The organism is Aeromicrobium sp. (genome assembly GCF_049587115.1).
GTDB lineage: Bacteria > Actinomycetota > Actinomycetes > Propionibacteriales > Nocardioidaceae > Aeromicrobium.
Genome location: NZ_JBAVDI010000022.1, coordinates 12,744 through 31,446, shown reverse-complemented (window position 1 = coordinate 31,446; position 18,703 = coordinate 12,744). Strand labels below are relative to the sequence as shown.

General features: G+C 68.1%; 19 protein-coding genes and 1 other RNA gene. 5 read left to right on the top strand and 15 right to left on the bottom strand.

All coding sequences use genetic code 11. The features are described from left to right. Window positions 1-252 precede the first annotated feature (252 nt). Window positions 253-639, bottom strand: coding sequence for a nuclear transport factor 2 family protein (locus WB461_RS02525; RefSeq protein ID WP_423851147.1), 387 nt, complete (start codon window positions 637-639; stop codon window positions 253-255). A 217-nt stretch (window positions 640-856) separates the two neighbouring features. On the opposite strand from WB461_RS02525, the gene panB reads away from it, so the two are divergent. After that, entirely contained in the window at window positions 857-1,726 is an 870-nt protein-coding gene (gene panB, locus WB461_RS02520; protein WP_423851146.1) for a 3-methyl-2-oxobutanoate hydroxymethyltransferase, read from the top strand. A 1-nt stretch (window position 1,727) separates the two neighbouring features. Here panB and WB461_RS02515 read toward each other — a convergent pair whose 3' ends face one another. Both WB461_RS02515 and WB461_RS02510 read right to left on the bottom strand, forming a co-directional pair. Next, entirely contained in the window at window positions 1,728-2,000 is a 273-nt protein-coding gene (locus WB461_RS02515) for a hypothetical protein (protein WP_423851145.1), read from the bottom strand. Next, complete coding sequence (locus tag WB461_RS02510; RefSeq protein ID WP_423851144.1) at window positions 1,997-2,197, bottom strand: hypothetical protein; 201 nt, start codon at window positions 2,195-2,197, stop codon at window positions 1,997-1,999. Before WB461_RS02510 ends, WB461_RS02515 begins: the two co-directional genes overlap by 4 nt. Before the next feature lie 51 nt (window positions 2,198-2,248). Here WB461_RS02510 and map point away from each other — a divergent pair, with 51 nt between their 5' ends. Then, window positions 2,249-3,097, top strand: a complete 849-nt coding sequence (map, locus tag WB461_RS02505; RefSeq protein ID WP_423851143.1) for a type I methionyl aminopeptidase — start codon at window positions 2,249-2,251, stop codon at window positions 3,095-3,097. Between the two features lie 4 nt (window positions 3,098-3,101). On the opposite strand, the gene WB461_RS02500 is transcribed toward map, so the two are convergent. Both WB461_RS02500 and WB461_RS02495 read right to left on the bottom strand, forming a co-directional pair. Further along, window positions 3,102-3,287 (bottom strand): hypothetical protein, encoded by a 186-nt coding sequence (locus WB461_RS02500; RefSeq protein WP_423851142.1) that lies wholly within the window; start codon window positions 3,285-3,287, stop codon window positions 3,102-3,104. A gap of 66 nt (window positions 3,288-3,353) precedes the next feature. Then, entirely contained in the window at window positions 3,354-4,187 is an 834-nt protein-coding gene (locus WB461_RS02495; protein ID WP_423851141.1) for an aldo/keto reductase, read from the bottom strand. Window positions 4,188-4,343: 156 nt separating this feature from the next. On the opposite strand from WB461_RS02495, the gene WB461_RS02490 reads away from it, so the two are divergent. Next, entirely contained in the window at window positions 4,344-4,583 is a 240-nt protein-coding gene (locus tag WB461_RS02490) for a hypothetical protein (protein WP_423851140.1), read from the top strand. A gap of 22 nt (window positions 4,584-4,605) precedes the next feature. Here WB461_RS02490 and rnpB read toward each other — a convergent pair. Continuing rightward, an RNA gene (gene rnpB / locus WB461_RS02485) (RNase P RNA component class A) lies at window positions 4,606-5,026 on the bottom strand. Between the two features lie 257 nt (window positions 5,027-5,283). Between rnpB and WB461_RS02480 the strand changes: the two genes are divergently transcribed. Together WB461_RS02480 and WB461_RS02475 are read left to right on the top strand one after the other, a co-directional pair. Then, the gene (locus tag WB461_RS02480; RefSeq protein WP_423851139.1) at window positions 5,284-5,862 is read left to right on the top strand and encodes a TMEM165/GDT1 family protein; all 579 of its coding nucleotides are present in this window, start codon (window positions 5,284-5,286) and stop codon (window positions 5,860-5,862) included. 34 nt (window positions 5,863-5,896) lie between these two features. Then, window positions 5,897-6,661, top strand: coding sequence for a YaaA family protein (locus tag WB461_RS02475; RefSeq protein WP_423851138.1), 765 nt, complete (start codon window positions 5,897-5,899; stop codon window positions 6,659-6,661). Here the strand turns inward: WB461_RS02475 and WB461_RS02470 are convergent. Genes WB461_RS02470 through WB461_RS02430 form a run of 9 tightly spaced genes read right to left on the bottom strand, consistent with a single transcriptional unit; the run spans window position 6,658 to window position 18,630 of the window. Continuing rightward, entirely contained in the window at window positions 6,658-7,767 is a 1,110-nt protein-coding gene (locus WB461_RS02470; protein WP_423851137.1) for a bifunctional RNase H/acid phosphatase, read from the bottom strand. The two genes, WB461_RS02475 and WB461_RS02470, sit on opposite strands and share 4 nt — an antisense overlap. Next, on the bottom strand, window positions 7,764-8,507 hold the full coding sequence (locus tag WB461_RS02465; RefSeq protein ID WP_423851136.1) for a zinc ribbon domain-containing protein: 744 nt from the start codon (window positions 8,505-8,507) through the stop codon (window positions 7,764-7,766). The genes WB461_RS02470 and WB461_RS02465 overlap by 4 nt, the downstream gene beginning before the upstream one ends. A gap of 5 nt (window positions 8,508-8,512) precedes the next feature. Then, window positions 8,513-10,105 carry an AMP-binding protein gene (locus WB461_RS02460; protein ID WP_423851135.1) on the bottom strand — a complete coding sequence of 531 codons (1,593 nt, stop codon included), beginning with the start codon at window positions 10,103-10,105 and terminating at the stop codon, window positions 8,513-8,515. Further along, entirely contained in the window at window positions 10,102-11,232 is a 1,131-nt protein-coding gene (locus WB461_RS02455; RefSeq protein WP_423851134.1) for a Nif3-like dinuclear metal center hexameric protein, read from the bottom strand. The genes WB461_RS02460 and WB461_RS02455 overlap by 4 nt, the downstream gene beginning before the upstream one ends. Before the next feature lie 29 nt (window positions 11,233-11,261). After that, window positions 11,262-13,373, bottom strand: coding sequence for a RecQ family ATP-dependent DNA helicase (locus WB461_RS02450; RefSeq protein WP_423851133.1), 2,112 nt, complete (start codon window positions 13,371-13,373; stop codon window positions 11,262-11,264). A gap of 12 nt (window positions 13,374-13,385) precedes the next feature. After that, the gene (locus WB461_RS02445) at window positions 13,386-14,204 is read right to left on the bottom strand and encodes a putative protein N(5)-glutamine methyltransferase (RefSeq protein ID WP_423851132.1); all 819 of its coding nucleotides are present in this window, start codon (window positions 14,202-14,204) and stop codon (window positions 13,386-13,388) included. 46 nt (window positions 14,205-14,250) lie between these two features. Next, window positions 14,251-16,413 carry an MMPL family transporter gene (locus tag WB461_RS02440; protein WP_423851131.1) on the bottom strand — a complete coding sequence of 721 codons (2,163 nt, stop codon included), beginning with the start codon at window positions 16,411-16,413 and terminating at the stop codon, window positions 14,251-14,253. A gap of 46 nt (window positions 16,414-16,459) precedes the next feature. Next, window positions 16,460-17,260 (bottom strand): sulfite exporter TauE/SafE family protein, encoded by an 801-nt coding sequence (locus tag WB461_RS02435; RefSeq protein ID WP_423851130.1) that lies wholly within the window; start codon window positions 17,258-17,260, stop codon window positions 16,460-16,462. Continuing rightward, a complete protein-coding gene (locus WB461_RS02430) occupies window positions 17,257-18,630 on the bottom strand; it encodes a rhodanese-like domain-containing protein (protein ID WP_423851129.1) in 1,374 nt (457 codons plus the stop codon). The genes WB461_RS02435 and WB461_RS02430 overlap by 4 nt, the downstream gene beginning before the upstream one ends. Between the last annotated feature and the right edge of the window lie 73 nt (window positions 18,631-18,703).

Sequence of the window (18,703 nt, the reverse complement as noted above, 5' to 3'; positions counted from 1 at the left end):
GTACCCGTCCTCACCGCCAGGCGCCTCCATGACGCCGTCCAGGGAGATGAACGTGGTGACAATCAGGGTGCGCACGGTGATGACTCCTCGAATCGGGCGATGGTGCCTGCAATGGACACCTCGAACGAACGTGGTCGGATCGACACGACCACCCACACGATGCAGTACGACGCGTGCCACATCAAGTTCGGGCCAAGCCGCCCCACTCCTTGGCAGCCGAACGACGCACCTGTCGCCTCGCGCCGAGGGACCTCAGGCTCCGGGCAGGTCACCCGCTGTCAGCGGGGACGAGTGTCGACGCCAGACGCGCCAGCGGCCCTCCCGGAGCCGCCAGACATCGCTGAACACGAACAAGCCGCTGCGGTCCTGGCCGAGGACCGTGGCGTGCATGCGGACCAGGGTCAGCACCGCCGCCATCTCGTCGGACTGATCGATGCGCTGCTGCTCGATGCTGTAGGAGTGCACGTGGTAGTCCGCAAGGACCTCCAGCCATCGGTCTCGACCCATCGCGGCGGGCACAGGATGCACGAGGACCAGCGCGAAGTCCTCGTCGAGCACTTCGTCCGCTGCCTCGCGGTCCCGTTGCTGGACCGCGTCGTCGAATTTCCTCATTGCCACGGCGAGTTCGTCAGCGCTCATCGTCATACTGTGGCACGCGAGCCCGCAGCTGCGAGGCCACTCATCAAAACGTACGTCCCACGAGAATGGCAGCAACGATGCCCGGCGGGCTTGGACACCGCACCCATCAACTGAGTATGAATTGCTTCACACTCCCGGTCACTGCCCGGCGGATCTGGCAGGCTGGACGCAATCCGTGGACTCCGCGAGGAGCTGCGAGACGACAAGGAGATCACCCATGGCCGACGCCACCCCGGAAGAGACCGCTCCCTACGGCACGGGACCTGCCGCCGCAGAGCCCACGACCCGCAGACGCATCCGCACCCACCACCTGCAGCAGATGAAGCAACAGGGTGAGAAGTGGACGATGCTGACGGCCTACGAGCAGAACACCGCCGCGATCTTCGACGACGCAGGCGTAGAAGTGCTGCTGGTGGGCGACTCAGCATCCAACAATGTCTTCGCCAACGGCACCTCGCTGCCGGTCACCGTCGACGAGCTCATCCCGCTGGTGCGGGCCGTCTCCCGCTCGGCCAAGTACGCCCTGGTCCTCGCCGACCTACCGTTCGGGTCCTACCAGGGCTCGCCGGAGCAGGCCTTTCACACCGCAGTGCGGTTCATGAAGGAGGCTGGCGCGCACGCCGTCAAGCTCGAGGGCGGGCTGGCGATGGTGCCGCAGGTCAAGCTGCTGACCGACGCTGGGATCCCGGTCTGTGCGCACATCGGCTTCACCCCTCAGGCAGAGCACAACCTCGGCGGCTACCGCGTACAGGGCCGGGGTGACGGGGCGAGCCGGCTGATCGAGGAGGCGCAGGCGCTCCAGGAGGCCGGGGCATTCGCCATCGTGATGGAGATGGTGCCAGCGCCAGTTGCCGCGCAGGTCACAGCAGCCCTGCGCATTCCGACGATCGGCATCGGCGCTGGCGTCGACTGCGACGCACAGGTCCTGGTGTGGACCGACATGCTGGGCATCACGACCGGACGGGTGCCGCGATTCGTCAAGAAGTACGCCGATCTGCACTCGGTGATGCTCGACGCGACCCGGGCCTACGTCGCGGACGTGAAGTCCAGCGCCTTCCCGGCTGCCGAGCACAGCTTCGAGAGCTGACTCACGGGCTCCAACCCCACTGCGTTGCGCCGATCCAGGCGAGCCCGACCCAAAGCAGCAGTCCCCCAGCCGGCACCGCGATCGTCAGCCGCGGGCGGGAGCGAGCCCAACGAGCGACCAGCCAGACCTGCGGCACCAGCAACAACAGGGCCAGCACGACTCCCCACCAGGGCGCGAACAGGACCGTCGACACCGAGCACCACAGCACCATGAAGAGCCCGACGATCGCGATCCACGGGCCGGAACGATCGAGCTGGACGCGGCGACGACTCATTCCTTGGGCGTGGAAGCCGCGTCGTCGTTCCAGTCCGGGTCGTTGTCCCACTCCTCGGTGCGCTCGGCGGCGATCTCCAGCGCGCGGGAAGCTTCAGCCTCGGTGTCGTAAGGCCCGAGCCGGTCGGCGGCGCGACAACCCTCCTCGCCCTCGACCCGGTCGTGCTTGGTGCAGTAATAGAATTTCGCATCGGTCATGCGTCCATCCTGCCCCAAGCGGCGTTGTTCTGCGGCCCCTAGACTCACTGGGTGACTGTCCTGACTGCCGGCCGAGTGTCCCCAGAACGCGCGGTTCCCGCCTCGATCGAGCGTCCGGAGTATGTCGGCCAGATCGCTCCCCTTCCCTATCGCGGATCTTCCGTGCGCGATGGGGCGACGATCGCCGCGATGCGCGTGGCGGGCCGCATCGCGGCACAGGCGCTCGATGCGGTCGAGGCCGCGATCGCGCCCGGCGTCACGACCGACGAGCTGGACCGTGTCGGTCACGAGTTCCTGGTCGACCACGACGCGTACCCATCGACCCTGGGCTATCGCGGCTATCCCAAGTCGCTGTGCAGCAGCGTCAACGAGGTCATCTGCCACGGCATCCCCGACAACCGTCCGCTCGAGGACGGCGACATCGTCAACATCGACATCACCGCATTCATCGACGGCGTCCATGGTGACACCAACAAGACCTATCTCGTCGGCGACGTCGCCCAGGAGTCCCGGCTGTTGGTCGAGCGCACCCACGAAGCGACGATGCGGGCGATCCGAGCGGTCAAGCCCGGACGTGAGATCAACGTGATCGGCCGGGTGATCGAGTCGTACGCCAAGCGCTTCGGCTACGGGGTCGTCCGTGACTTCACCGGTCACGGCGTCGGACCGGCGTTCCATGACGGGCTGGTCATTCCCCACTATGACGATCCGTCGTACGACACCGTGATCGAGGAAGGGATGACCTTCACGATCGAGCCCATGCTCACCCTCGGCTCGATCGAATGGGACATGTGGGACGACGGCTGGACCGCCGCGACCCAGGACAAGTCGCGGACCGCCCAGTTCGAGCACACGCTTCTCGTCACCGCCCAGGGTGCGGAAATTCTGACCCTGTCCTAGCGAGTCAGTGCATGAACGCCTTGACCAGGTGCGACACGATGATGCCGACGGCTGCGCCGATCAACAACGAAGGCAGAAAGTAGTTTCCCCCGAGGAAGAGCCCGACGGCGCCACCGATCAGGGCGCCGAGCCCGACGCCCACCGCGTAGGTGAAGGACGACGGCGGCTCGGGGCTGTGGTGTTCAGTCATGGCCCGAAGCGTAGCCCGTCAGCGCACTGCCGTGTAACTGTTCGTGACAGCGCGCCGAGGAACCGATCAGGGAATGTAGTTGAACCTGTCAGGATCCGGGCCCGTGCGGTGGCCTTTGTCCAGCGCGGTGATCAAGCCCATGTCTCCCTCGGACAGCTCGAAGTCGAACAGGTCGAAGTTCTCCTCGATCCGGCTGCGAGTCACCGACTTGGGGAAGACGATGTCGCCGCGCTGAATGTGCCAGCGAAGCACGACCTGGGCGACGGTCTTGCCCTGCTCGGCCGCGATACCGGTGATCGCGTGGTCGTCGAGCACCATGCCCTGTGCGATCGGTGACCATGCCTCGGTGGCGACGCCGTGCTCGGAGTTGACCGAGCGCACCTCGTCCTGGGTGAGGTACGGATGTACCTCGATCTGATTGACCGCGGGGACGATCTCGGTGTCCTGGATCAGCCGGCGCAGATGGCTCGGCTGGAAGTTGGACACGCCTATCGACTTGGCACGGCCGGAGCGATAGATCTCCTCGAGTGCCTTCCAGGTCTCGACGAAGTCCACGTCGATTCCCGGAAGGGGCCAGTGGATCAGAAAGAGGTCGAGCTGATCGAAGCCAAGGCGCTCGAGCGACTCGTCGAAGGCCTTGATCGCATCGTCGTGCGCGTGAAATGCGTTGTTGAGCTTGCTCGTCACGAACACCTCGGCACGATCCAGGCCGGACGCGCGGACAGCTTCGCCGACACCTGCCTCGTTGCCGTACATCTGTGCGGTGTCGATGTGGCGGTAACCGATCTCGAGGGCCGCGAGCGTCGCATCCTTGGTCTCGTCCGGATCGATCTGGTAGACCCCGAATCCGAGCTGCGGAATCGAGACGCCATTGTTCAGGACGATCGTGGGGACAGTCATGGATGATCTCCTGGGTGGTTCGACGTGTGGTGTCCGCCCGATGGTCACCATCGGTGCTTCCCGTTCAACGATACGTGGAGCCCAGCAGCCCGCATCCGCTAACTTCTGACCGCCGAAATCGTTCTACGGGTACGACGAGCCAGCGGAAGGAATCCCATGCACCGAGTCGTACTCAACATGCAGATGAGTAGCGATGAGGCATTCACGACGGTTTCTCTGGCGCTCGGCGCTCTTCCGGACGTGACGATCGATGCACCCGGCTGGGGCGACAACCGCCACCTGATCGTCACGATCGACTCGGACGACCCCGACGTGGTCGACATCGTGCGTGAGATCACCTGGCAATTCGATGCCTTGGCGATCCAGCTCTCCCTGCACCTCGCAGACGCCGGCTGAGCAGCGCTCACGACCGGTGGGGCGAATGAGCCGGCCTGTAAGCCGGATCCTGTCGGGCCGAAGCCCGGGCGACCATCCATCTGGGACGCCCATTGCTGGACGCCTCGTGCGACCTACCCGCTGACATTGGACGAGCAGCCCGTCAGCGCAGGCCCGAAGGCCCTCTTGGTCTTGCTCCCGGTGGGGTTTACCTAGCCGCCCCGGTCACCCGGAGCGCTGGTGAGCTCTTACCTCACCGTTTCACCCTTACCCGCACCTGCGCCGTCACCGTTGGCGAGCAAGCTCACCGAGGATCAAGCGAAGGCCGCTGGCGGTTTGATTTCTGTGGCACTGTCCCGCACGTCGCCGTGGGTGGCTGTTGGCCACCACCGCCGCTCTACGGAGTCCGGACTTTCCTCGACGCCACACCTCACGGTGGACGCCGCGGCCGCCCGGCCGACTCATTCGCGTCGCCGATCCTACCGGTCCTGCGCCCCGAGTGGACGTCCGATAGGCTGGGAGCACGAAAGGGAGTAGTCCCCAACGGCTGTGTCGACATGCTGACTCCGCGAATCTGCGGAGTCCGGTGCAGCAGGCCAAGGCCCCGAGTTGTCTCGGGCTCGTGGCGGACGAGACTTTCGACCAGAGTTGTCATTGACGATGCCTGGTCGAAGGCTTGTCATCCCAGGCTCTTCGTCCAGGCGGACGAGGGGCCTGATCCATGTACGCGTTCCTGCTGAGCACCGCCGTGATCTTCGTGGCCGAGCTCGGTGACAAGAGCCAGCTGATGGCGATGACATTCGCCACGCGCCACCGCATGCGTGACGTGCTGCTGGGAATCACCATCGCAACCGCGATCGTGCACCTGGCCTCGGTGGGAATCGGCGCGTGGATCGGCGACAGCCTTGCCGGGAGTCAGCACGTCGTCTCGATCATCGCTGGGTTCGCGTTCCTGATCTTCGCCGCGTGGACATGGCGGGGCGACGAGCTCAGCGAGGAGGAGGCCACCCGAGCAGGAGCTCGCAAGGGCGTGGCCATCGTGGCGATCGGCATCGCGTTCTTCCTGGCTGAGCTGGGAGACAAGACCATGCTGGCCACGATCACCCTCGCGACGCAGGAGGGCTGGCTGGGCACATGGATCGGGAGCACGGTCGGCATGGTCCTGGCTGATGCGATGGCCATCGTGGTGGGAGCGGTTCTCGGCCGCCACCTCCCGGATCGGATCATCACGATCGGCGCGACCCTGGCCTTCGTCGTGTTCGGCGTCCTGCTCATCGCAGACGGTGCCGGCTGGCTGTGAACGCCAACCTCCGTGGCACGGATAGGGTCGTCGCGTGCTGATCCTGCTCCCACCCTCCGAAGGCAAGAGTCGTCCCACCTCGGGAGCTCCACTGGATCTGGGCTCGCTGTCCTTCCCCAGCCTGAACCCCGTTCGCGCTCAGCTTCTCAGAGCTCTGGTGAGACTCTCCGCCGGTAGGCCCCAGCGGGCCATGGAGGTGCTCGGACTCGGTGCCACCCAGGCCGAGGCGATCGCGATCAACGCAGCGCTGCTGGACGAGCCCACGGCACGTGCCGACGCGATCTACACTGGCGTGCTGTTCGGTGAGCTGGACGTGTCGAGCCTGGATGACGCGGCGCGCAAGCGTGCCGACGTCTCGATAGCGATCGCCAGCGGCCTGTTCGGGCTGTTGCGTCCCGGCGATCCCATCCCGGCCTACCGGTTGTCGGGCAGCGTGACCCTCCCGCGGCTCGGAACCGTGCCGGGGCGGTGGCGAACACGGTTGCCTCGGGTCATCTCCGAGCAGACCGGCGACGGTCTTCTGATCGACCTGCGCTCCGGCGCTTACACCGCGCTGGGCCGACCCCCAGCCGCGATGGCCGACCGCACCGCCACGATGCGCATCTTGCACGAGCACAACGGCACACGTCGGATCGTGAGCCACTTCAACAAGGCGACGAAGGGCCGGATCGTCCGGGGACTGCTTGAGTCCGGTGCAGATCCCAGCAGTGTCGACGCACTGCACACGCTGCTCGGCGATCTCGGTTGGACTGTCGAGCGCGACGGACAGCGGCTCGACGTCGTCGTGGCCGAGGTCTAGTCGGGGACGACGTTGAAGTTGCGCAGCGATGCTGCGCCGTCCGGGTGCCACTGGATCGTGGTCACGGATGCGGGCGCCAGCTCCATCTTGTAGATGACCTGCATCGGCGCGTCGAGGGCAAGCCGGACGAGCAGCTTGATGGGCGTCACGTGGCTCACCGCGACGATCGTTCGGCCTGCGTGCTGCTGCACGAGTCGGTCGCGCGCCGCCGAGACCCGCTCGTGGACAGCGTCGAAAGCTTCGCCCCCGGGTGGCGCGACCGCGGTCGACCCGAGCCAGTCGTCGAGCTCACCCGGCCAGCGCTGCATGATCTCGGCAAAGCTGTGGCCGTCCCACTCGCCGAACGAGGCCTCGGCCAGACCTGCTTCGAGCTCGACATCCAACCCCACCGCGCGTGACACCGCCGCCGCGGTCTCGCGGGTGCGCCGCAGCGGCGAGGAGACGATCGCATCGACTCCCCCGCGACGTGCGATCCATGCCGCAGCGGACTCGGCCTGCTGCTGACCCGACGGTGTCAGTCCCGGATCGGACCCACCGCTGCCACAGAACAGCTTGCGCTCGGTGGATGACGTCACGCCGTGGCGCAACAGGATCACGGTGGTGGGCTTGGCGTCCGCACTCGCTCGCCACGTGGCCGCCGGGCCCATCTGCGCAGCGCGGATCTCGGCCGAATCGCCGACCCGGCCGCTACCACCGGCTGCGGCGTCATCCAGCGCGGCGTTGGCCAGGGCGTCCGCAGCCCGGTTCTGCTCGCGGGGCACCCAGGTCCAGATGACGCCCGGGGGCGCGAGTTCCCCAGCGCGCAGCGCCAGCGGCTTCATGCTCGCGTGCTTGACCTTCCACCGACCGGCCATCTGCTCGACGACCAGCTTGGAATCCATCCGCACCTCGACCTCGGAGGCCTCAGGAACGTGCTCACGCGCCAGCTCGAGCCCGGCGATCAAGCCGGAGTACTCCGCGACGTTGTTGGTCGCGATCCCGATCGTCTCGCCGCGCTGCGCGATGACAGCGCCGGTGTGGGCGTCCCGGACCAGGGCGCCGTAGGACGCTGGACCTGGGTTGCCGCGGGAGCCACCGTCGGCCTCGATGATGATCCGAGAAATCACAGACCAGACTCGGGTGTGCGGATCAGGATTCGGCCACACTCGGGGCATCGCAGGACTTCGTCCTCGGGCGCAGCGGCAATCTCGCGCAGGTCGGCGCCGTTGATCTCCAGTCGGCAACCCTCGCAGCGCTTCGCCCGAAGAGCAGCCGCGCCGAGACCGCCGTACTGCGCGCGGGACTTGTCGTACAGGGCGATCAGTTCCGGCGGCACGGCAGACGCCGCCTGGCCGCGGTCGGCCTGGGCATCAGCGGCCTGCTCGTCGAGCACCCGGATCGCGGCGTCACGCGCGGCGGTCGCCTGCGCGAGGTCCTCGTTGACCTGGCCGAGGTCGGCCTCGGCGGCGAGCAACCGCCCCTGCGCCTCCTCGAGCGACTCCATCACCTCGAGCTCGTCGTCCTCGAGCGTGGAGATGCGGCGCTGGAGCGCGACGAGCTCGTGCTGGAGGCTCTCCAGATCCTTGGGATTGCTGATCGCGCCGGAGTTGAGCCGCTCCTCGTCGCGGGTGCGGCGGGCCTTGACCTGCTCGACCTCGGCATCGGCCTTTCGCTGCGCCGCGCTGAGGTCGGTCACCTGGGTGTCGGCCTCGATGCGCTGGCCGTCGATCTCCCTCGCCCTGGCCTGCAGCTCCTCGATCGATGCGTGCTCGGGAAGGGTCTTCCGGCGGTGCTCCAGCTGAGCGAGGACGGAGTCCTGCGCCTGCAGGTCGAGCAGCGCGGACTGGGCGGTGGGGTCGGCGTTCACAAGGGCTACCGTACCCGTTTGACCTTCCCCGTCGCGGTGCGCTCGAGTGCTTCGGTGAACTCGACGTCCCGAGGCACCTTGTAGCGAGCCAGGCGCTCCCGCACGTAGCTGCGGACCTCAGCCTCCGAGAGCTCCGCACCCGCGCTCAGTACGACGACGGCACGCAGTCGCTGCCCGAACTCCTGGTCGTCGACCCCATGGACGTAGGCCTCCTGGACCGCAGGGTGAGCGTCGAGCAGGTCCTCGACCTCACCGGGGAAGACATTCTCGCCGCCCGAGACGATCATGTCGTCCTCCCGCCCGTCGATGAACAGTCGGCCTGATGCGTCCAGGTGGCCAAGGTCCCCCGTGCTGACGTGGCCGTCGACGATCCGCTTGCCCCCGCCGCTGGTGTACGTGGGCGCCGTCATGCCGCTGGAGATGAAGATCCCACCGATCGCGCCCGGCGGCAGTCGTCCGTCGTCTGCGTCGAGGATCCGCACCGACACCCCACGGAGCGAACGGCCAACCGTCCCGGCGGCCGCCCGGAGATCGGCCGGGGTGGCCAGCGTCGACCAACCGGTCTCTGTCGATCCGTAGACGTCGTGCAGCACGTCGCCGAAGGCGTCCATGAAGCGATCCGCCAGCGCGGGCGCCAGCGGTGCGGCACCGGACTGAACGGCGCGCAGGCTCGAGAGGTCGAGAGTGGATCGGAGCTCCTTCGGCACGTCGAGCAGTCGGTTCAACATGACTGGCACCGCGAACACGACCGCGACCCGGTCGCGCTCCACCCGGCGCAGCACGTCCTCGGCCTCGAACCGGCGAGTCAGCACGACCGGGCAGCCAAGCGCCAGACTCATCAGCAGGTAGGCCAACCCGAACCCGTGGAAGACCGGCGGGGCGATCAGCACCGGGTCACCGCTGCGCAGCCCGATGCCTCGCAGCAGGGAGCTGACCGGTGCCAGCGCACCGAGCAGATCCGCGTCCCGCCGCGATCCCTTGGGTGCGCCGGTGGTGCCCGATGTCAGGATCACCAAGCGCCCGTGTCGGCCGCCGGTGCGGGGCGGCGGGAGCGCAAGAGCCTCGAGCGCCGCCATCGAACCCGGACCCGGGCGGTCGGCGATCACCGCGATGTCGTCGAGGCCCGCGATCGAGATGCGACCGGCGAACTCCTCGTCGTGGACGATGAGATCCAGCCCCTGATCGGCAGCGACCGCGCCGAGCTGTGGGCCACTGAAGTCGGTGTTGACCAGCACGAGCTCGGCATCGGCCCACAGCGCAGCGAAGCTTGCCACGACGAACCCCACATGGTTGCGGCACATCACGCCGACCCGGCTGCCGTGAGTCACGCCGCCGGACCGCAACGCGCCGGCCAGATTGCTGGTTCGGGCGTAGACCTCGGCGTACGAAGTCGGGCCGTCGTCGTCGATGATGCAAGCGCGGTCCGGCCACTGCGCCGCGCTCAGCGCCAGCAGGGCGGACGCCGAGACCTGGTGCCGCAACCCAGCCGCGGCGAGCCGCACGACGGTGCGGGGACCGACAGGGCGAGCCAGACCACCCTCCATCGCCAGCGCAGCGCCGGCGCGCAGCGCCTCGATCAGCGGGACTGGTCGAATCACCGGGCGGTCGCGATCGCCGAGGTCCAGGGGTCGGTGACGATCGCCGACACCGCGACCTCGATGCCGGCCAGCCGCTCCGTGAGCGCAGCCGAGGCGACCGGCAGCCAGGTCCACTCCGCGGCCCAGTGCGGCACGTCGACGACGGCACATGCATCCGGCTTCTCGAGGTGCTCGCTGACCGGGTGGTGACGCAGGTCAGAGGTCACGTAGACATCTGCGCCGGCAGCATCCGCGGTGGCGAGCAGGAAGTCTCCCGACCCCCCACACAGAGCGACCGTGCGGACCGGGCGGGTGAGATCGCCGGCGATGCGTGTCGCACTGTGATGGGACGGCAGTCGTTCGACGATCCGCTCGGCGAAGTCTCCCAACGTGGTCGACTCCGGCAGCACGCCGATGCGACCGCTCCCCCGATCTGAGCTCCGGTCGGCGATCTCGAGCACCTCGTGGGCGACCTCCTCGTACGGGTGCGCGGCCAGCAGCGCCGTGCGCACAGCCGTGCGCAGCCGGCGGTCGGCGATCATCGCGATCCGGATCTCGGACACGTGCTCGACAGTTCCGACGCGTCCGATCGCCGGATCGGCACCGGCCAACGGACGGAACGACCCGGTCCCGGTGGACTGGAACTGGGCGAGGTCATAGTCACCGATCGCACCCGCGCCAGCGCCGTGCATCGCCGCCGCGACTGCGTCCGCATCGCCCTCGGGTACGTGCACGACCCAGGCATCAACGGGATCGGCGGGATCGGGTTCGAGCGGGCGCACGTCCGTCAGACCCAGGACCAACGCCATCGACTCCGAGACACCCAACGGTGGACAGTCGGCGTTCGTGTGGCACGTGTGCAACGCGATGCCATGACTGATCAGGTCGTGGACAACCCTGCCCTTGGGTGAGTCGGCAGCGACCGAGGTGACTCCCTTGAGCCAGAGCGGGTGATGGGTCACGACCAGGTCAGCACCCCAGGCGATGGCCTCGTCAACGACCGACTGGACCGGATCGACCGCGAACAGGATCTTGCCGATCTCGGCGCCCGGGTCGCCGGCGACGGTGCCCACCGCATCCCAGTCGTCCGCCCAGCGTGGGTCGTAGAGGCTGTCAAGAACGCCGACGACGTCGCGCAGAGTGGGCATGTCCGCACTCTAGCGAGACGCGCCGTCGCTCAAGCGATGACCGCCAGACAGAGCGGAAGGACCGAGCCGGCGCCGTGGCGGCGCAGCTCGCGGGCTGCGACGGTCATCGTCCAGCGGCTGTCCACCCGGTCGTCGACCAGCAGCACGGGCCGGCCACCCAGGCCGGCAAGGCCGGTCGCCAGATCTGCATCCACCCCGAAGGTGTCCCACACGTCAGCGAGTCGGTAGGCGCTGTTGCCTCCGGGTCCGTTGCGCGGTCCTTCGCCGAGCTGGCTCAGTGCGCCGAGGTCCTCGAGCTGGCCAATGCGAGCGATGCCCCGCGCCAGCGAGTCGACCAGCTGGGGGCGTGAGCGCGAGGGTATGCGGACCACCGCCGCGGGACGCTCGGCCCAGCCCCAATCCTTGAGCACCCGCACGCACGCTCCGAGCAACTCTTCGGTGACCGGCGCATCCTGCACTCCGGCTGCGAACAGCTCACGCAGCACGCCACCCCACCCCAGGTCGGTGAGTCTGGCCACGGCACGACCGGGCTCGGCCCGTTCCTCCACGGCAATCTTGCCCTTGGCCTCGACGCCGAGCCGAGCTGCACCCGTGGGCCACTGCGCGCGAGGCTCTATCTCGATGCCGACCCGGTCGAGCGTGCTGGCTGCAACCTTCACGGCGTCAGCCCGAACGTCGGTGGGGAACCATGCCCCAGCGCAGTTGTCGCAGCGGCCGCACGGTGTCGCGGTCGGATCGTCGAGATCGGTCTGCAGCATCTCCATCCGGCAGGTCGCCGAGCTCTCGTAGTCGACCATCGACGCCTGCTCGGCCAGGCGGGCCTCGGAGATCCGCGCATAACGGTCTCGGTCGTACGTCCAGGGCTGACCGGTAGCGACCCACCCGCCTGTCACGCGCCGTACGACACCGTCGACGTCGAGCACCTTGAGCAGCAGCTCGAGCGGTGTGCGGCGGAGATTGACCAGCGCCTCCAGCGCGGGAGTCGACACGGGCTTGTCGCCGAGCTCGCTGATGACGGCCGCGGCCCGCTCGGGGCTCGGCATCGACGAGGTGGCGAAGTAGTGCCAGATCTCGGCGTCCTCACGACCCGGCAGCAGGAGCACGTCGGCGTTGTCGGTCGCACGGCCGGCCCTGCCAACCTGCTGATAGTAGGCAACTGGCGAGGACGGGGCGCCGAGGTGGACCACGAACCCCAGATCGGGCTTGTCGAAGCCCATGCCAAGTGCGCTGGTCGCGACCAGTGCCTTGAGCTCGTTGTCCTTGAGCTGGCGCTCGAGCTCCTCGCGCTGCTCGGGATCTGTTCGGCCGGTGTAGGCCCGGACCTGGTGGCCGCCCTCACGCAGCGACCGGGCGGTGTCTTCAGCCGCGGACACCGTGAGCGCGTAGATGATGCCGCTCCCGGGCAGCTCGGCAAGGTGGCTGAGCAGCCAACCGAGCCGGTCGCGTGGGCCGGGCAGGGTCAACACACCGAGGCGCAGAGAGGTGCGTGCGAGCGAACCTCGAATTGTCAGCACCTGATCGGCCGCTCCGAGCTGCTCGGCGACGTCGGTCACGACCCGGGTGTTGGCGGTGGCGGTCGTGGCCAGCACGGGCAGATCTACGGGAAGCTGACCGATCAGCTCGGCCAGGCGGCGGTAGTCGGGTCGGAAGTCGTGGCCCCAGTCCGAGATGCAGTGTGCCTCGTCGACGACCAGCATCCCCATGCGCCCGATCAGGTCCGGCAGCTGCTCGTCGCGGAATCGCGGGTTGTTGAGTCGCTCGGGCGAGACCAGCAGGATGTCGACCTCGTCAGCGGCGAGCATGGCCCGCGTCTGCTCCCACTCGTGCGCATTGGCCGAGTTGATCGCCACGGCGCGTACGCCTGCGCTCGCAGCAGCGGCGACCTGGTCGCGCATCAGCGCCAGCAGAGGCGACACCAGGAGGGTCGGACCCGCTCCGCGCTGCCGAAGCAGGAGAGTCGCGATGAAGTAGACCGCCGACTTGCCCCATCCGGTGCGCTGCACGACAAGGGCGCGACGCCGATCGTCGACCAGGGCCTGAATCGCCTCGAGCTGGCCGTCGTGGAAGCCTGCGTCGTCGCGCCCGGTCAGCTGCCGCAGGGCTGTCGTGGCATCCAGGGCGGTGGTCGTCGACGAAGGCATGGCCCCACTGTGTCAGTCGCTGCCGACAGTGGCTCGGCCCGTGCTGGCCACCATCGCCGCACCGATCACGACGGTCCCGTCGATGTCCTCGGCCCGCCGCACCTGCGCGGTGAAGCCACCGGCCGCGAACGCCTCGCACGTGCGCACCGACTGGTCGCGGCTGGTCTCGACCAGCAGCTGACCGCCGGGCGCGAGCCAACGCCGGGCCTCGGCGGCGACTCGTCGCTGCACGTCGACACCGTCCGCTCCGCCGTCCAGCGTCACGCGCGGCTCGTGCTCGCGCGCCTCGGGCGGCATCAGCGCGATGGCGTCGGTGGGAACGTAGGGCGCGTTGACGACCAGCAGGTCGACCCGTCCGATCAGTCCCTCGGGCAGCGGCGCGAAGAGGTCACCCTCGAGCACGATCCCCCCGAGCTGCTCCAGGTTGCGACGGGCGCAGCGCACGGCTGCCGGTTCGATGTCCACGGCGTACAGCTCGAGCCCGTCGACCGCGGCGTGGATCGCGGCGGCGACGGCACCCGTCCCACAGCACAGATCGACCACGACCGCCCCGGGTCGGGCGCGTGCGACTGCCTCGCGCGCGACGACCTCGGTCCGGCGCCGTGGCACGAACACACCAGGCTCGACCGTCAGACGCAGACCACAGAACTCGGCCCAGCCGACGATGACCTCCAGCGGCACGCCCGCGACCCGCTGCCGCAGCATCGACGCTATCTTGTCGACACTTCCAGCAGCCGCCAAGATCAGCTCGGCCTCGTCCTCGGCGAAGACGCATCCGGCTTCGCGCAACGCCGCGACGATCTGGTCGCGCGCGAGGTTGCCCGGAGCCATGGCGTCATCGTGGCAGATGTGGTCTGCCAGCCCTGACGTGCATCGCTCAGCCGTGCGCAAAGGTGATGCGCGGCAGCACCTTGGTCAGCCATGCCGGCGAATACCACGCGGCACGACCGGTCATCCGCAGCATGACCGGCAGCAGCACGAGCCGCACCAAGAAGGCATCCAGCAGCACCGCCACCCCCAGCACGATGCCCATCTCCTTGGGCGGAATCGGGCCCGAGAGCGCGAATGTGAAGAACACCGCGACCATCACGGCGCCGGCGGCGAAGATCACCCTGCCGGAGTGCGCGAGCGCACCGATCATCGCCTCCTTGGGATCGCCCGAGATCTCGTAGTGCTCCTTCGCCGAGGCAAGCAGGAATACGGTGTAGTCCATCGCGATCGCGAAGATCATCGCAAAGAAGAACACCGGTGCCCACGCATCGAGGAATCCCTGCGACTCGAAGCCGAGGAGACCTGCGCCGATGCCGTCCTGGAAGATCAGCCGTGCGACGCCGAAAGCCGCTGCGGTCGAGAGCAGACTGGCCAGCGTTCCCAGCAACGAGATCAGCGGTGCCTGCAGAGCGATCAGCAGCAGCAGGAATCCCAGGATCAGGACGACTCCGATGACCACCGGGGTCGAGGAGTCGAGCTGATCCTTCAGATCGAGATTCTCCACGGCTGCGCCGCCGACCTGGGCCGAATCAGGCAGATCGGTGCGGAGACGATCGATCGTCGTGCCGAGGGTTGGGTCGGAGGGATCCACCGTCGGCACCGCCTGGATCAGGTCGTAGCCGCTGCTGTCGCCGGCCTCGACTGCCGGCATGGCGCCAGCGATGCCGTTGTCCGCCGTCAGGACAGCCGTGGCCTCGGATGCATCAGCGTGGTCCACGACGACCTGCAACGTGCCGGGCGCACCCTCGCCGAACGCCTTCTGCACGACGTCATAGCCGATCCGGGCAGAGGCATCCTCGGGAAGCACACTGATCGAGGGCATGGCCGTCTTGAGCCCCATGATCGGTGCCGCCAGCACCAGCAGGATCACGAGCGATCCCAGGCCCCAGGCGATCGGCCGCTTCCAGAGTCGTTCCCCCCAAGCCGCGAACCTCGCCGAGCGGTGCTCACCGCTCTTGACCCAAGGCAGCGCCAGCTTGTTGATGCGGTGATCGAGCTTGAACAGCACCACGGGCAACAGGGTCAGGGTTGCGGCGAGGACGAAGACCACCGAAAGCATGATCCCGCCGGCCATCGACCGGAACGACGGGGACGGCACCAGCATGACCGCGGACAGCGACACCAGCACCGTCGCGCCGGAGAGCAGCACGGCCTTGCCCGCCGTGTCCATCATCAACGCGACAGAATCCCGCGCCGAGAAGCCCGAGCCCATCCGTGCAGCACGGAATCGGACGACCAGGAACAGCGCGTAGTCGATGCCAAGCGCCAGCGCGAACATCATGGCGAAATTCATCGCCCAGATCGAGACCGGGACGACCTCGGTGATGAGCACCAGCGATCCGGCGGAGGCCACCAGGCCAGCGAGCGTCAGCAGCAGAGGCAGACCGGCTGCGACGAGGGCGCCGAAGGCGAGCACCAAGATGCCCATCGTCACGGGCCACGACATCAGCTCGGACTTCAACATAGCCTCGAGGTTCGCCTCGTTGAAGTCCGACCACAGGAGCGACGAGCCGGAGGGGTTGACCTGCACTCCGTCGACGGACATGTCCTGCAGCTCGCCCTTGAGATCAGTGGCGACGCGCACCATTTCGTTGGTGTCGACACCGGCGCCCGCCAGCACGATCGCCGTGCTGCCGTCCTGGCTCACGGTTCCGCCGGGTGTCGGCTGGACGACCTCCGCGATCCGCGGCTCCCGCTCGAGCACCGCGGTGACCTCGGCGATGACCTTCTTGCCGGCGCCCGTCGTGACGGGACCGTCGGTGGAGTGCACCACGACCTGGATAGCCGAGGATGCATTGCCACCGAAGTGTTCGCGGGCAATCTCACGAGCAGCCACGGACTCCGAACCATCGGCCTGCCACCCGGCGCCCGAGAGGCTGCTCTCAACCCTGGGCGCGAATATACCGAGACCGACGATCAGCAGGGCCCAGACGACCAGCACCAGGCGTGCGTGGTCGGTGACCCAGTGGCCGAGACGGCCCAAGGGGCCGGGCCGGGACTGAAGCGACGCGGAGGCCGGGTTGTGGTGCTGCACGGTGGTGCTCGTCATGGTGCCTTCCATTTCGTCAAGGTGGGCCGGTCAGGTTCATGAGGGGTCAGAAAAGAGCGGGAATGGCACGGGCTGCGGTGTAGACCGCGACCGAAAGCACCAGCACGGTGAATCCGAGGGTGAGGCGTCGAGCGTCGATGCGCGCAGCGACTTTTGCGCCGGCGACGCCGCCGAGAGCGGAGGTCGTGGTGAGGGCCAGGACGATGCTCCAGTCCGGCTGGATGCCCGCGCCCACCCGCAGTCCCAGGGCGGCCGTGCTGGTCAGTGCGATGGCCACCAGAGCGGTACCCACGGCATATCGCACGGGCAGGGCCAGCACGAGCAGCAAGGCCGGGACGACCAGGAACCCGCCGCCGACCCCGAGGAAGCCAGTCAGCAGGCCGACAGTCGTGGCGGTCAGCAGCACACCCGCCGCGCGCCGGACTGGTGAGTTCAGCCTCGGCTCGCCGACGCGATTCGGCGGGTGGTCGGGTGCGCGCCGGTCGGGGCGCTGGCGCCAGGCCATCACCGCACCGACTGCGAGCAGGAGCCCGGCGAAGCTCGCCATCAGGACATCGCCGTCCACATGGGCCGCGGCCCGCGCTCCGACGGCAGTTCCGCCGATCGCGACGAGACCGAAGACCACGCCGCGGGCGAGCAGCACGTTTCCGGCCCGGTAGGCCGTGGTCGCCGCGATCAGCGAGGTCACGCTGACGACGACAAGCGAGCCGGTCGTGGCCTGGGCCGGAGACTCGCCGAGCAGGTAGACCAGCACAGGTACGGCGAGGATCGACCCACCGCCACCGAGCGCGCCGACCGAGAGTCCGATCAGGGCGCCGAAGAACAGGGCCAGGGCGACAGCCGTCACTCCTGGGGCTCCGTGAGCTGTAGCCCGGACTTGCCGGCGGAAGAGAAGTCGTCGTCGATCGCCACGACCCGACGGCCGGCGGCGTCGAGAATCGAGGCACCCACCGAGGCTCGGTAGCCGCTGGCGCAGTGAACCCAGACCTCGCCTGCCGGCACCTGGTCGAGACGATCGGCCAGTTCGTGCAGCGGGACGCTCAACGCTCCCTCGATGGCCTCCGACGTGTGCTCGTCCGTGCGACGCACGTCGAGGATGACGACCTCGCGATGGTGTCGAACCTGGTTGAGGTCGGCAAAGGTTGCAGTCGGGAAGCTCGCCAACTCGTCACGGGTCCAGTCCTGCGGGCTTCCGGTCGCGTGAGCGGCCGGACGATCGATTCCGATGCGCACGAGCTCGCGCTGCGCCTGCGCGACGTCCTCGGCGGTCTCGCCCAGCAGCGTCACGGGGGTGCCCCACGCGATCAGCCAACCGAGGTAGGTCACAAACCCACCGTCGAGCCCGAAGTTGAGCGTTCCGCGGACGTGGCCAGCGGCAAAGGCAGTCCGGTTGCGCAGGTCCACGACCCACTCACCGGCCTCGATGCGCGTACGCAGCTCGTCAGCGTCGGCGCGGGAGGGTGTGCTGAGATCCGGCGCGTCCGGCCCGGCCGTGTTCGCCGGGCCCATGTGCGCGTAGTAGGCCGGCCACGCACCCAGTCCGTCGAGCAGCTCCCGGACGTACGTCTCCTCGTCCTGGGTGAGGACCGGATTGGACTCCTTCTCCCGCCCGATCGTCGACTCGGTGGCGTCCGACTGCGTCGCTGCACAGAAGCTGCCGAAGCCGTGGGTCGGGAAGACGCCGGTGGCGTCGGGGAGCTCATCGGCCAGGCGGTGTGCCGAGGTGTGCTGGTGGCGCGCCAGCTCCTCGGTGTTTTCGTCCCCGAGCAGATCGGGCCGACCCGTCGCGCCGAACAGCAGCGATCCTCCGGTGAAGACGCCGACGTCGGTACCGGTCCCCTCGTCGCGCAACGCGTACGACAGGTGGGTGAAGGTGTGACCGGGAGTGGCGAGCGCGGTGAGGCGCATCCTGCTACCGACCGCGACTACCTCGCCATCGTCGATCGGCGTCCGCTCGAACGACACGTCGTCGGCGCGGTTGACCAGGTAGGCCGCGCCGGTCTCCCGGGCGAGCGCCAGGCCACCGGTCACGTAGTCGTTGTGGATGTGCGTCTCGAAGACGTGAGTAATGCGGACGCCATCTGTGGCCGCGAGCTCGAGCACCCGGTCGATGTCGCGCTGCGGGTCCACCACCAGGGCCACCTCGCCGTCGTGGACGAGATAGCTGCGGTCACCCAGAGACTCCGTCTCGAGAGTTCGAATGGTCAGATCAGTCATGGTCGGCCCTTTCTCACCAGATCCCCCCGGGGGGTTCTTTTCGAGACTACCACATCCCCCCGGGGGGATGTAT

Bases quoted from the DNA above. Each gene is read 5' to 3' on its own strand.
- WB461_RS02510 (WP_423851144.1), bottom strand. From the start codon at position 2,197: ATGACCGATGCGAAATTCTATTACTGCACCAAGCACGACCGGGTCGAG.
- WB461_RS02500 (WP_423851142.1), bottom strand. From the start codon at position 3,287: ATGACTGAACACCACAGCCCCGAGCCGCCGTCGTCCTTCACCTACGCG.
- WB461_RS02515 (WP_423851145.1), bottom strand. From the start codon at position 2,000: ATGAGTCGTCGCCGCGTCCAGCTCGATCGTTCCGGCCCGTGGATCGCG.
- WB461_RS02430 (WP_423851129.1), bottom strand. From the start codon at position 18,630: ATGACTGATCTGACCATTCGAACTCTCGAGACGGAGTCTCTGGGTGAC.
- panB (WP_423851146.1), top strand. From the start codon at position 857: ATGGCCGACGCCACCCCGGAAGAGACCGCTCCCTACGGCACGGGACCT.
- WB461_RS02455 (WP_423851134.1), bottom strand. From the start codon at position 11,232: ATGCCCACTCTGCGCGACGTCGTCGGCGTTCTTGACAGCCTCTACGAC.
- WB461_RS02450 (WP_423851133.1), bottom strand. From the start codon at position 13,373: ATGCCTTCGTCGACGACCACCGCCCTGGATGCCACGACAGCCCTGCGG.
- WB461_RS02490 (WP_423851140.1), top strand. From the start codon at position 4,344: ATGCACCGAGTCGTACTCAACATGCAGATGAGTAGCGATGAGGCATTC.
- WB461_RS02495 (WP_423851141.1), bottom strand. From the start codon at position 4,187: ATGACTGTCCCCACGATCGTCCTGAACAATGGCGTCTCGATTCCGCAG.
- WB461_RS02440 (WP_423851131.1), bottom strand. From the start codon at position 16,413: ATGACGAGCACCACCGTGCAGCACCACAACCCGGCCTCCGCGTCGCTT.
- WB461_RS02445 (WP_423851132.1), bottom strand. From the start codon at position 14,204: ATGGCTCCGGGCAACCTCGCGCGCGACCAGATCGTCGCGGCGTTGCGC.
- WB461_RS02480 (WP_423851139.1), top strand. From the start codon at position 5,284: ATGTACGCGTTCCTGCTGAGCACCGCCGTGATCTTCGTGGCCGAGCTC.
- WB461_RS02525 (WP_423851147.1), bottom strand. From the start codon at position 639: ATGAGCGCTGACGAACTCGCCGTGGCAATGAGGAAATTCGACGACGCG.